Raw genomic sequence first — 12,307 nt, 5'->3', positions numbered from 1 at the left:
GGATGTGCTCTAGCGGTTGCGTATGGTATTCAGTGCAGGTGACCAGACGTTATGTCCGCAGCGTTCACACACGACTGAGTCTTGAGGTTCATAGAAGGTTGGGAAGCCGCAGCTGACGCAACAATGTAAGCCCGCGTTCGGCGGTGCCAGGTACTCTGGACGATGTTCGACTGGGAGCACCGACAGCCCTGGCCAGGTATCATCTGGCCCATAGAAATACAGGCTGATATCGCCATCGGTTTCCAATAGGCCGAGTCGAACTTGGCCGAGATGCTCCACGCCTTGTTGGCGCAGTTCCATGAAGAGCTCGTTGGATGAGATGTTCAAATTTCGCAGCGAATGGATCTCGTACATTCCGTCCTTTACTACCGTGATGGGCAACCCATCGATCCAGGCCTCGCATGTTCTGCTGCGTCTCATCATGTAGACGGTTCCGCGATAGAGCAGCAAATGGGAGGAGGGGTACATCTTCATAAAAGGTAACATCGCCTGCGGCTGAGCCCAAGGTGAGGATCACCACGAGCTCGAATCGGGAAAGCTGCCTAATTCCACGTCGACCACTGAATTTCAGAAAGAAGAACACGGCTAGAAACGCCGCTGAAACGCGGACGGCGACCTCCAAGAGAAAGGTCAGCGGGAACTCGCCAATGAGCATTTGGGAAATTTTCAAGGCACGCATCGACCGACGCACTTGGCTGAACGTTAACTGCTCGATTTTCAGGGCGGTTTCTGAGGCACTCGGAAGCACTTTATCGCCCCTAGCTGCCTCAGCAATTGCGCCACGTAGCCGTCGAATCATTGCCTGGGCAGTTCCTGTCGGCATTCCTTTCGATGATCGATTTTCCGGCAGTGTGTAAGCATCAGGAAGTGCCTCCCTGATCGAAATCCCTCGTGATTGAACGTAGTCTTTCAGGATCAAAACGAATTGAAGGCATAACGGCCTATGGGTTTCCAGAGGTGCTCCAGGGTTGTCGATGAACACCCAGGGGCTGCAGCGAGGCGGATCACCAGGCTCAGGTGATCGCGGATAAGTCATAAATTGGCTCAACAAACCGACATGCTGGGCGTCTGGGGACAAATCGGCCAAAGGAATCGTCGTGAATCTCGCCACAGCCAGTACGAACCTGCAGAGCTGGAGCTCAACATCAAACTGGCACTTGCTCTGAAGATATGCGAATAGCCAATCAATTTCGTGGGACAAAAAGTTAGCGGTTTCCAAGCCCTTGCTATCGGGGACTTCCGGTGATTTAGCCATAGCGGGCGCTGGCTGCTCCCGGACGCCAATTCGATTCAAGTAACTGAGGAAGCCATAGGTGATGCCGCGCACTTGTCGCATCACCGTGCTCACGATCGGAGCGTCAGGATCGCGTCGATAACACGGGCGCCAGGCTGGATTAATTGGCTGGGCAGTGAGCACAGGCTGTCCAGCGGAATTGAATCGACTGCCTGCCGGACTGCGACTGATCCAGTTGCAATCCGGTTGACTAATGAAGCCTAGGAATTCCGTGAAGGCAGCGTTATCCCATTGGGTGATTGGGCGCCGGTCTACGAGAAAGCTCCAGTTTAGGGCCATCTGGAGGACGGCTGAGTAATCCGAGTATCGGCCAGGCCAAGGTGTACGCTTGATACGCATCGACTCCAGAATGAAGTCCGCTGCGTGACGGCACATCTCAACAGGGAGACAGGACTCATCAACCTTCGATAAGCGCTCCAAGACGTGAATGTTTGCAGGGAAATCCAGGCCGTCGTTTATACAGCGCACGAACGTCGGCATGGTAGGAAAGATCGGAAACGGGCTCAGCGTCCGGGTCATGGGCAGTCATGGTTCTGATATGTCGGAGTCAGTGTAGACAATGAATGCTAACGGCCGGCCAGCTCAGAATCCCGGCGATCATTCGAAGAAGGATGGCACGCTTCGGACGTCGTTTGTCGGCAGGCAAGACGCTCCCGATGGGGGGCGCTTGATGGATCGTGAAGAGGAGTATGCTAGGGAATCAGTTGGCTCTGACATTTGGGATTTTCACGCCTAGATCGTCCAGCTTCAAAAAATGGGTCAGAGAAGCGCTGGGTTAGGCGATGGAGGGCAAAGCCTTGATTTTCCGATGCTCACGGTTTCCAGGTTTAGAAAATTTCCGTCCAGGGATTACGAAACGCTGACAGCGTGTACGTTGCTCGCCCAATACGTCATTTAACATAATACACATTATGCGCTAGTCTATATTTGGTCACCAGGCCACGAGTGAGGCACTTTGGGACCAGGTAATGCCCTCTGGTCTAGATTTTAATCTCGATCAATCGACCGCTTACCATCACGAGCATTAGCCTGGTGCTGGACGCGTTGGGCTTGCCTTTGTTGGCTAACGCGGCTGGAGCATCCGAAACCCAGCCATTCCCAGCTGTACCTGAGTACTTGCAAGTAACTTGTAACGTTTACCCTCGGCTTTGTTGACCAGGCCAAGCCAAGCCCGACGCCTGCGTGACCACACCAAGGCTGCTGCCAGCGTCGTTGCGGTTGCCGCGATGGCAATCGCCGGCAAACCAGCCCCTGGTCGATCGGTTGACGCGGTCAATTGTAGGAGCGGCCTTGTGTCGCGATGGGCTGCAAGGCAGCCCCGGCATTTTATGCGTCTGCTTTGAAATCTTGGGGCTGCTGCGCAGCCCATCGCGACACAAGGTCGCTCCTACAAGGGCCCGCAGGGTTCAGACGACAGTTGCTTACACCTCACGCCGACCCTCAAGCCAGGATCCATCCCTGTAGGTCCGTCCTGACTTGAAAGCGATACTTGAGCGCTCAGGTCCCCTCGTGTGCCCATTCTTATATGCAAATAAGATATAACTACACTAAATACTCATTTAGCGTAGTTATATAAACCCAACCTCTGCACCCACCTCTCAAACCAGCCCGCCAAAACGCCTGTAAAAGCCTTCATTCACATCCGGCAACGGCCCATCAGCCGTCTCCAGCGCTGCATTCAGCCATTCTTCCGCCTTGGCAAACACCAGGCGATAGAGGTTACGGCACAGCTGTCGCGCAGCCCTTCCCTCCCAATCCCCAGGCAGCAGCTCGTCCGGCAATTGCGGGTCGCGCAGCAGCAGCCGGCGGTATTCGTGAATCAACAATGTGCGTGCCAGGAAGCAATCCTGGGCATCGAGCTGTTGTTGCTCTTTCAAACCTTGCCATAGCGGCCTGAACAGCTGGATGAACTCGCTGTACTGTTGCCCCAGTTCGTCGATGCGCCAGCTCTCCCGCACCTGGGCGCGCATGGCCTTGGATGCCAGTACTTCCTGGGTGTGGGTCTCGAAGACGATACTGTCGTCGCTGGCCTCCAGGTCACGCAGGGTTGCGGCCAGGTCGGCGCGGTCTGCCCGTGGGCAGCCCAGCAGGTTCGGGGCCATGGCGCCAAACCCCTGCCACTCCAGTTCCTCTCGCAAAGCCTTGCGTTTGCCGGCCTCCAGCTGCGAGAGCAACACCAGCGTCCAGGCGCCGTCCCAGGCTGGCTGGCTCGGGCTGTAGACCCGCTTGAAGGCTTTCTCGAACCTGCGGCGGCCTGTGCCTGTCAGGCTGTAGTAACTGCGGCGGCCAACCTTTTCGGCAGTGAGCCAGCCTTCCTTGGTAAGGCGGAAGATGGATGTGCGGATCAGCCGCTCGTTGATGCCGATAGGCTCCAGCAGGTTGATCAAGCTACCCAGCCAGACGGTACCGCCGTGGGGTTCGATGGCGTCGCCGTACAAAGTGATGATCAAGGAACTGGCGCGGATCGGCGTCTGTTCCTGGAAGCGGGTGATCAGGTGGTTCAGTGGGGCGAGATTGCTCATGGGCGAACTGTGCGCGGATAAAGCACCGACTATACCTGCGCGGCGTGCCGCCTGGCCATTGCGTGACGCTGCCAGGCTCATGCCGATGCCTGGCCTTTGGGCCTGACGCCGGTGTCTTCCATGCGTGGGCGCCGGGGCTCGACTTCGGTCAGCGGCGGGCATTCGACCAGGCTGTTCATGCAGCGTTGCGCCAGGTGCTGATACTCCGCCGTGCCACGTTGCTTCCAGGCCAGCTCCTGTTCGGTCAGTGGGCGCTTGACCTGGGCTGGCGAGCCCATCACCAGGCTTTGTGCCGCACATTCGAAACCCGCCTTGACGAATGCCGTGGCCGCGACGATGCAGCGCGGCGCCACATGGGCACCATCCATCACCACCGCGTTCATGCCGATCAAGGCGTCTTCGCCCACGCGGCAGCCGTGCAGCACGGCGCCATGCCCGACATGCCCGTTGCGTTCGACTACCGTATCGCCGCCCGGGAAACCATGCATCACGCAGGTGTCCTGCAGGTTGGCGCCCTCCTCCAGCACGATACGGCCGAAATCCCCCCGTAGTGAAGCCAGTGGGCCGACGTAGCAACGAGGACCGACGATGACATCACCGATCAGCACGGCGCTGGGGTGCACGTAGGCTGTCGGATGAACCACGGGGGTCAGGCCGTCCAGTCGATAGCAAGGCATGGAAAAGCTCCTGAAATGATTTCAAATGCACGCAGATCTTGTATCACAATATTATTTCGCGTCAATCGCCTGGGTCGTGTATCGCTTTGGAGCGTGTCGCTTGCTTTGCAAAAAAACGTCGTTCCACGCCGAAATCCGCCTAGATAAACGATTCATCACCATCAATGGCGATGAAACGTCGCTTGGCGCTACGACGCAAAGAGATACATGAAACAATTTTGTATGTTGCATTCATGTATCGCGTGATGCATATACTGGTTACACCCGGACGTGATCCCGCATCACGCCCCTGCAAACAATTCCAAGAAATGCCGGCCCCACGATGTGCCGTGCGTGCAGCCAGAGGAACCCGACATGCCGCGATATCTCGATGTGCAGGCGCCGGAACAAGGCGTCCAGCTCATTACCCTGCAACGGCCCGAGGCGCTCAACGCCCTGTGCACCGAGTTACTGGCAGAGCTGGCCACTGCGCTGGAAACGGCCGGGAAGGACGAGCAGACCCGTGCGGTGGTCATCACCGGCAGCCGCAAGGCATTCGCCGCAGGCGCCGATATCCGCGAGATGGCCGAGCGCGACCTGGTCGGCATCCTCAACGACCCCCGTGTGGCTCACTGGCAAAGCATCGCCGCCTTCACCAAGCCGCTGATCGCCGCCGTCAACGGCTATGCCCTGGGCGGCGGATGCGAGCTGGTGATGTGCGCAGACATCGTCATTGCCGGCAGCGACGCCCATTTCGGCCAGCCGGAAATCAACCTCGGGATCATCCCCGGCGCCGGTGGCACCCAACGCCTGCTGCGAGCAGTAGGCAAGCCGCTGGCCATGCAAATGGTGCTGACCGGCGAAGCCATCACCGCCCGCCATGCCTTGCAGGCCGGGCTCGTCAGCGAAATCACCCAGCCGGAACTCACTGTAGAACGCGCGCTGCATGTCGCCCGCGGCATTGCCGCCAAGGCCCCGCTGGCGGTGCGCCTGGCCAAGGAGGCGCTGCTCAAGGCCGGCGATACCGACCTGGCCAGCGGCCTGCGCTTCGAACGCCACGCCTTCACCTTGCTGGCCGGCACCGCCGACCGCGACGAAGGCATTCGTGCATTCCAGGAAAAACGCCAGGCCCGCTTCCAGGGCCGCTGACCATCTTCCCCTCGACTGACGGAGCGAGTCTGTCATGCCTTTCCAGCACATCTTGTTTTCCATCGAGGACGGCGTCGCCCTCCTCTCGTTGAATCGCCCCGAACAGCTGAACAGCTTCAATACCGCCATGCACCTGGAAGTGCGTGAGGCGCTCAAGCAAGTGCGCCAGAGCAGCGAAGCACGGGTGCTGTTGCTGACTGCCGAAGGCCGTGGTTTCTGCGCCGGCCAGGACCTGTCCGATCGCAACGTCGCCCCTGGCGCCGAAATGCCGGACTTGGGCGAGTCGATCGACAAATTCTACAACCCGCTGGTACGCACCCTGCGCGACCTGCCGCTGCCGGTGGTCTGCGCGGTCAACGGTGTGGCTGCCGGCGCCGGTGCCAACATCCCGCTGGCCTGCGACCTGGTGCTGGCCGCCCGCTCGGCCAGCTTCATCCAGGCATTTTGCAAGATCGGCCTGGTACCCGACTCCGGCGGCACCTGGCTGTTGCCGCGCCTGGTCGGCATGGCGCGAGCCAAGGCCCTGGCCATGCTGGGCGAGCGCCTGGGCGCCGAACAGGCCCAGCAATGGGGGCTGATCCACCGTGTGGTCGATGATGCCGCGCTGCGCGACGAGGCCCTTGCCCTCGCCCGCCAGCTCGCCACCCAGCCCACTTACGGCCTGGCCCTGATCAAGCGCAGCCTGAACGCCAGTTTCGACAACGGTTTCGATGAACAGCTGGAACTGGAGCGCGACCTGCAGCGCCTGGCCGGGCGCAGCGAGGACTATCGCGAAGGCGTGAGTGCCTTCATGAACAAGCGCACGCCGGCATTCAAGGGGCGTTGAACATGAGCGCACTCGCAAGCAACGCCCAGGTGGCAGTGATCGGAGCGGGCGCCATGGGCGCCGGCATCGCCCAGGTTGCAGCCCAGGCCGGCCACCCGGTAAAGCTCTACGACAATCGCCCGGGCGCAGCAGCCCAGGCAGTGGCCGGCATTGACCGGCAACTTGCCCGCCTGGTGGAAAAAGGCAAGTTGCAGGCCGTCGAGCGGGAAGCCATCAGCGCCCGGCTGTGCCCGGTGGACGCCCTTGAAGCCCTGGCCGATGCCCGCCTGGTGATCGAGGCCATCGTCGAGAACCTGCAGGTCAAGCAAGCGCTGTTCAGCCAGTTGGAAGCCTTGTGCGCCGCCGACTGCATCTTCGCCAGCAACACCTCGTCGCTGTCCATCACCAGCCTTGCCGCCGGGCTGCAACGGCCGCAACAGGTGGTTGGCATGCACTTCTTCAACCCGGCACCGCTGATGGCGCTGGTCGAAGTGGTCTCGGGCCTGGCCACCGCCCCGGCCGTAGCCGCCTGCATTCATGCCACCGCCCAGGCCTGGGGCAAGCTGCCGGTGCACACGCGCTCCACGCCGGGCTTTATCGTCAACCGCGTGGCGCGGCCGTTCTATGCCGAAAGCCTGCGCCTGCTGCAGGAAGGCGCAGCCGATTGCGCCAGCCTCGATGCGCTGCTGCGCGATGCCGGTGGTTTTCGCATGGGCGCGTTCGAGCTCACCGACCTGATCGGCCACGACGTCAATTACGCCGTTACCTGTTCAGTCTTCGATGCATTCTATGGCGATTTCCGTTTCCAGCCTTCGCTGGTGCAAAAAGAACTCGTGGACGCAGGCCGCCTCGGGCGCAAGACCGGCCAAGGCTTCTATAGCTATGGCGAAGGCGCGGAGCGCCCGCAACCAGCCGAACTGCACAGCGCCGCCATCGTCGATGCGTGCGTCGTCGAAGGCGACCTGGCGGTGATGCAGCCGCTGGTCGAGCGCCTGCGCCAAAGCGGCATCGCCGTGACCCGACGCGCCGGCTGCGGCCTGATCCAGGTGGGCGATGCCACCCTGGCACTGTCCGACGGCCGACTGGCCAGCCAGCGCGCCCGGGAAGATGGCCTGCGTAATCTGGTGCTGCTCGACCTGGCCCTGGACTACGCCACCGCCACCCGCCTCGCCATCAGCTGGTCGGCCGACACCAGCGACCACGCTCGCGACCAGGCCGTGGCCTTGCTGCAGCGTGCCGGGCTGAAGGTAACGGCGGTCGCCGACCTGCCCGGCCTGGTGGTGCTGCGCACCGTTGCGATGCTCGCCAATGAGGCCGCCGATGCCGTGCTGCAAGGCGTCGGCAGCGCCACCGACATCGATCTGGCCATGTGCGCCGGGGTCAACTACCCCTGCGGCCCGTTGGCCTGGGCCACGAACATCGGCATCCCCCACACCCTGCGCGTGCTCGACAACCTGCAGCGCAGCTACGGCGAGAGCCGCTACCGCCCTTCCCTGCTGTTACGCCGCTGCGAAGCCAAAGGAGGCACCCTGCATGACTGAAGTCGAACTGGCACAAGCCTGTGCCGAAGCCATGTACGCACGCGACCAGGCCACCCAGGGCCTGGGCATCCGCCTGCTGGAAGCCGGCCCGGGCCAGGCCTGCCTGCGCATGCCGGTACGCGCCGACATGATCCAGGGGCATGGCACCTGCCATGGCGGTTTCCTGTTCGCCCTGGCCGATTCGGCGTTTGCTTTCGCCTGTAACAGTCACGACCAGGCCACCGTCGCCCTGGGCTGCAGCATCGACTACCTGGCCCCGGCACTGCGCGATGACGTTCTCACCGCCCGCGCCAGCGAGGTCAGCCGCAAGGGCCGCACCGGCCTGTACCACGTCCGCATCGAGAACCAGCGCGGCGAGCTGGTGGCGATGTTCCATGGCAAATCCTACAAAGTGCGCGGCACCGTGCTGGCGCAGGAGACGCAAGATGACTGAACACACCCTGGCCGATGCCTTGATCATCGACGCCGTGCGCACCCCCATCGGCCGTTATGCCGGGGCCTTGAGCGGCGTGCGCGCCGATGACCTGGCCGCCATTCCGCTCAAGGCCCTGATTCAGCGCCATCCCGAACTGGACTGGACAGCCATCGACGACGTCATCCTCGGCTGTGCCAACCAGGCTGGCGAGGACAACCGCAACGTCGCGCACATGGCCAGCTTGCTGGCCGGGCTGCCGATCGAAGTGCCGGGCACCACCATCAACCGCTTGTGTGGTTCCGGCCTGGACGCCATCGGCAATGCCGCCCGCGCCCTGCGCTGCGGCGAAGCCGGGCTGATGCTGGCCGGCGGCGTGGAATCGATGTCGCGCGCGCCGTTCGTCATGGGCAAGTCGGAGCAGGCGTTCGGCCGCGCAGCCGAACTGTTCGACACCACCATCGGCTGGCGTTTCATCAATCCTTTGATGAAGGAAGCCTTCGGTACCGATTCGATGCCGGAAACGGCAGAGAACGTTGCCCAACAGTTCGGCATTTCCCGCGCCGACCAGGACGCCTTCGCCCTGCGCAGCCAGCACAAGGCGGCCGCCGCCCAGGCACGCGGGCGCCTGGCGAAGGAAATCGTGCCGGTCGAGATCCCGCAGCGCAAAGGCCCGGCCAAAGTGGTCGAGCACGACGAACATCCCCGCGGCGACACCACCCTGGAGCAACTGGCCAGGCTGGGTACCCCGTTCCGTGACGGCGGCAGCGTCACCGCCGGCAATGCCTCGGGGGTCAACGATGGTGCCTGCGCCCTGCTGCTGGCCAGCAGCACTGCCGCTCGCCGCCATGGCCTGAAGGCTCGCGGCCGCATCGTCGGCATGGCGGTGGCCGGGGTCGAACCACGGCTGATGGGCATCGGCCCTGTGCCGGCTACGCGCAAGGTGCTGCAGCTTACCGGGCTGTCGCTGGCCGACATGGATGTCATCGAGCTCAACGAGGCCTTTGCCGCCCAGGGCCTCGCGGTACTACGCGAGCTAGGCCTGGCCGACGATGACGAGCGGGTCAACCGCAACGGCGGTGCCATCGCACTGGGTCACCCGTTGGGCATGAGCGGTGCACGCCTGGTCACCACCGCCTTGCACGAGCTGGAAGAAACCGCCGGACGCTACGCCCTGTGCACCATGTGCATCGGCGTCGGGCAAGGCATCGCGATGGTCATCGAACGCCTCTGAGCGGCTCAGGCCATCCGCTTGTTACCGAACCGAACGCAGCCGTATATGCTGCTTCCATGACACTCACCACGCGGCCTGCAACCGTTACCGCGCGGCGTACAAGAACAATTCGAGTGAAGCCATGAACATGTACCATGATGCCGATCGTGCCCTGTTGGACCCGATGGAAACCGCCAGCGTCGATGCCCTGCGCCAGCACCAGCTGGAGCGCCTGCGCTGGAGCCTGAAGCACGCCTATGACAACGTGCCGCTGTACCGCCAGCGCTTTGCCGAGTGCGGCGCCCACCCCGCCGACCTCAAGTGCCTCGAAGACCTGGCGAAGTTCCCCTTCACCGGCAAGAACGACCTGCGCGACAACTACCCCTACGGCATGTTCGCGGTGCCCCAGCAAGAGGTGGTCCGCCTGCACGCCTCCAGTGGCACCACCGGCAAGCCCACAGTGGTGGGCTACACCCAGAACGACATCGACACCTGGGCCAACGTGGTCGCCCGCTCGATCCGTGCTGCAGGTGGGCGCAAGGGTGACAAGGTGCATGTCTCCTACGGTTACGGGCTGTTCACCGGCGGGCTTGGCGCGCATTACGGTGCCGAGCGCCTGGGCTGCACGGTGATCCCCATGTCCGGTGGCCAGACCGAGAAGCAGGTGCAGCTGATTCGCGACTTCCAGCCCGACATCATCATGGTCACCCCCTCTTACATGCTAAACCTGGCCGACGAGATCGAGCGTCAGGGCATCGACCCGCAAGACCTCAAGCTGCGCCTGGGCATATTCGGCGCCGAGCCGTGGACCGACGAGCTGCGCCGTTCTATCGAGCAACGGCTGGGCATCGATGCGCTCGACATCTATGGCCTCTCGGAAATCATGGGGCCTGGGGTGGCGATGGAGTGCATCGAAACCAAGGATGGCCCGACCATCTGGGAGGACCACTTCTACCCCGAGATCATCGACCCGGTCACCGGTGCAGTGCTGCCGGACGGCCAGTTGGGCGAGCTGGTGTTCACTTCGCTGAGCAAGGAAGCGTTGCCAATGGTGCGCTACCGCACGCGCGACCTCACTCGCCTGCTGCCCGGTACTGCCAGGCCGATGCGGCGAATCGGCAAGATCACCGGCCGTAGCGATGACATGCTGATCATTCGTGGGGTCAATGTGTTCCCGACCCAGATTGAGGAGCAGGTGCTGAAAATAAAACAGCTTTCAGAACTTTATGAGATTCATCTGTATCGCAATGGCAACCTGGACAGTGTCGAGGTGCATGTGGAGCTGCGTGCCGAGTGCCAGCACCTTGATGAAGGCCAGCGCAAGCTTGTTGTCGGCGAACTGAGCAAACAGATAAAGACCTACATTGGCATCAGCACCCAGGTGCAGTTGCAGCCCTGCGGTGCGCTCAAGCGTTCCGAGGGCAAGGCCTGCCACGTGTTCGACAAACGGTTGGCCAGCTGATTCATTCGGCTGCGTTTTCAGCCCCGGCATCGTCCGGGGCTTTTTTTTGCGTTTTTTCGGCTGGCCTCTTCGCGGGTAAACCCGCTCCCACAGGAATCGCATCATGCCAGGGGGATGCACACGAACTGTGGGAGCGGGTTTACCCGCGAAAGGGCCGCCAATGTGATACACAAATCTTATTCGATACACCTAAAACTGTTTGACGTTATGTTTTGTATCGCTTACAAATGACTCATGCCTTAGCAGGAGTCGCAGCACATGTACGCACAGCTAGTGGAAACCGGAGTCAAGCGCGTCAAGTCGCTGGAAGAAATGTCGCCCCAGGAGCGCAACTTCCAGGAAAAGATCGACGCCGAAATCAAGATCGAAGCCAAGAACTGGATGCCCGAAGCCTATCGCCAGACCCTGATCCGGCAGATCTCCCAGCACGCCCACTCGGAAATCGTCGGCATGCTGCCCGAAGGCAACTGGGTCACCCGCGCCCCCAGCCTCAAGCGCAAGCTGCAGCTGATGGCCAAGATCCAGGACGAAGCCGGTCACGGCCTGTACCTGTACAGCGCCATGGAAACCCTGGGCGCCGACCGTGACGAAGAAATCGCCAAGCTGCACAGCGGCAAGGCCAAGTACTCGAGCATCTTCAACTACCCCACCCTCAGCTGGGCCGACATGGGCGCAGTGGGCTGGCTGGTCGATGGCGCTGCCATCGTCAACCAGGTGGTGCTGCAGCGCACCTCATACGGCCCGTATTCGCGCGCGATGATCCGCATCTGCAAGGAAGAGAGCTTCCACCAGCGCCAGGGCTACGAAATGCTCCTGACCATGATGCGCCACGGCACCCAGGCCCAGCGGGACATGGTCCAGGACGCGATCAACCGCCTGTGGTGGCCGGCACTGATGATGTTCGGCCCCAGCGACGAGCACTCCCCCAACAGCGCCCAGTCCATGGCCTGGAAAATCAAGCGCCAGACCAACGATGAACTGCGCCAGCGCTTCATCGACCAGACCGTGCCGCAGCTCGAGCTGCTCGGCTGCACCGCCCCCGACCCCGACCTGAAGTGGAACGCCGAGCGTGGCCACTACGACTTCGGCGAAATCCAGTGGGACGAGTTCTACGAAGTGATCAAGGGCAATGGCCCGTGCAACCAGGAACGTGTCGCCACCCGGCGCAAGGCCATCGAGGACGGCGCCTGGGTACGCGAGGCCGCCGTGGCCTACGCGCGCAAGCAACAGAACAAGAACGCCGCCTGAGCGGC

9 protein-coding genes and 1 pseudogene are annotated in these 12,307 nt (G+C 61.9%); 7 read left to right on the top strand and 3 right to left on the bottom strand.

Annotated elements, in window-relative coordinates; genetic code table 11:
• Positions 1 to 9: 9 nt before the first annotated feature.
• From RIN61_RS25435 to paaY, 3 genes and pseudogenes are all read right to left on the bottom strand, one after another.
• Positions 10 to 679, bottom strand: a pseudogene (locus RIN61_RS25435) (DUF421 domain-containing protein).
• A gap of 2,213 nt (positions 680 to 2,892) precedes the next feature.
• On the bottom strand, positions 2,893 to 3,816 hold the full coding sequence (gene paaX, locus RIN61_RS25430) for a phenylacetic acid degradation operon negative regulatory protein PaaX (protein ID WP_181457324.1): 924 nt from the start codon (positions 3,814 to 3,816) through the stop codon (positions 2,893 to 2,895).
• A gap of 77 nt (positions 3,817 to 3,893) precedes the next feature.
• On the bottom strand, positions 3,894 to 4,493 hold the full coding sequence (gene paaY / locus RIN61_RS25425) for a phenylacetic acid degradation protein PaaY (protein ID WP_112251789.1): 600 nt from the start codon (positions 4,491 to 4,493) through the stop codon (positions 3,894 to 3,896).
• Positions 4,494 to 4,847: 354 nt separating this feature from the next.
• Here paaY and paaF point away from each other — a divergent pair, with 354 nt between their 5' ends.
• The 7 genes from paaF to paaA all read left to right on the top strand — a co-directional run bounded on the left by paaF (position 4,848) and on the right by paaA (position 12,302).
• Positions 4,848 to 5,621 (top strand): 2,3-dehydroadipyl-CoA hydratase PaaF, encoded by a 774-nt coding sequence (paaF, locus tag RIN61_RS25420; RefSeq protein WP_112251788.1) that lies wholly within the window; start codon positions 4,848 to 4,850, stop codon positions 5,619 to 5,621.
• A gap of 34 nt (positions 5,622 to 5,655) precedes the next feature.
• Complete coding sequence (gene paaG, locus RIN61_RS25415; protein WP_112251787.1) at positions 5,656 to 6,447, top strand: 2-(1,2-epoxy-1,2-dihydrophenyl)acetyl-CoA isomerase PaaG; 792 nt, start codon at positions 5,656 to 5,658, stop codon at positions 6,445 to 6,447.
• 2 nt (positions 6,448 to 6,449) lie between these two features.
• Positions 6,450 to 7,967, top strand: a complete 1,518-nt coding sequence (paaH, locus tag RIN61_RS25410; RefSeq protein WP_313854897.1) for a 3-hydroxyacyl-CoA dehydrogenase PaaH — start codon at positions 6,450 to 6,452, stop codon at positions 7,965 to 7,967.
• Positions 7,960 to 8,400 carry a hydroxyphenylacetyl-CoA thioesterase PaaI gene (gene paaI, locus RIN61_RS25405; protein ID WP_013972610.1) on the top strand — a complete coding sequence of 147 codons (441 nt, stop codon included), beginning with the start codon at positions 7,960 to 7,962 and terminating at the stop codon, positions 8,398 to 8,400. Before paaH ends, paaI begins: the two co-directional genes overlap by 8 nt.
• The gene (pcaF, locus tag RIN61_RS25400) at positions 8,393 to 9,613 is read left to right on the top strand and encodes a 3-oxoadipyl-CoA thiolase (RefSeq protein WP_215520868.1); all 1,221 of its coding nucleotides are present in this window, start codon (positions 8,393 to 8,395) and stop codon (positions 9,611 to 9,613) included. Before paaI ends, pcaF begins: the two co-directional genes overlap by 8 nt.
• Before the next feature lie 121 nt (positions 9,614 to 9,734).
• Entirely contained in the window at positions 9,735 to 11,054 is a 1,320-nt protein-coding gene (paaK, locus tag RIN61_RS25395) for a phenylacetate--CoA ligase PaaK (protein WP_112251784.1), read from the top strand.
• Between the two features lie 258 nt (positions 11,055 to 11,312).
• Positions 11,313 to 12,302, top strand: a complete 990-nt coding sequence (gene paaA, locus RIN61_RS25390) for a 1,2-phenylacetyl-CoA epoxidase subunit PaaA (protein WP_112251783.1) — start codon at positions 11,313 to 11,315, stop codon at positions 12,300 to 12,302.
• Positions 12,303 to 12,307: the final 5 nt, after the last annotated feature.

Source organism: Pseudomonas inefficax, from assembly GCF_032164165.1.
Lineage (GTDB): Bacteria > Pseudomonadota > Gammaproteobacteria > Pseudomonadales > Pseudomonadaceae > Aquipseudomonas > Aquipseudomonas inefficax.
Note: the sequence above shows the minus strand (reverse complement) of the source record. Positions and strands in the feature narration are given on the sequence as shown.

What these genes read in the sequence shown, in the direction of transcription:
- paaX (WP_181457324.1), bottom strand. Translation starts at nt 3,816, where the DNA reads ATGAGCAATCTCGCCCCACTGAACCACCTGATCACCCGCTTCCAGGAA.
- paaF (WP_112251788.1), top strand. Translation starts at nt 4,848, where the DNA reads ATGCCGCGATATCTCGATGTGCAGGCGCCGGAACAAGGCGTCCAGCTC.
- paaG (WP_112251787.1), top strand. Translation starts at nt 5,656, where the DNA reads ATGCCTTTCCAGCACATCTTGTTTTCCATCGAGGACGGCGTCGCCCTC.
- paaK (WP_112251784.1), top strand. Translation starts at nt 9,735, where the DNA reads ATGAACATGTACCATGATGCCGATCGTGCCCTGTTGGACCCGATGGAA.
- paaY (WP_112251789.1), bottom strand. Translation starts at nt 4,493, where the DNA reads ATGCCTTGCTATCGACTGGACGGCCTGACCCCCGTGGTTCATCCGACA.
- paaI (WP_013972610.1), top strand. Translation starts at nt 7,960, where the DNA reads ATGACTGAAGTCGAACTGGCACAAGCCTGTGCCGAAGCCATGTACGCA.
- pcaF (WP_215520868.1), top strand. Translation starts at nt 8,393, where the DNA reads ATGACTGAACACACCCTGGCCGATGCCTTGATCATCGACGCCGTGCGC.
- paaH (WP_313854897.1), top strand. Translation starts at nt 6,450, where the DNA reads ATGAGCGCACTCGCAAGCAACGCCCAGGTGGCAGTGATCGGAGCGGGC.
- paaA (WP_112251783.1), top strand. Translation starts at nt 11,313, where the DNA reads ATGTACGCACAGCTAGTGGAAACCGGAGTCAAGCGCGTCAAGTCGCTG.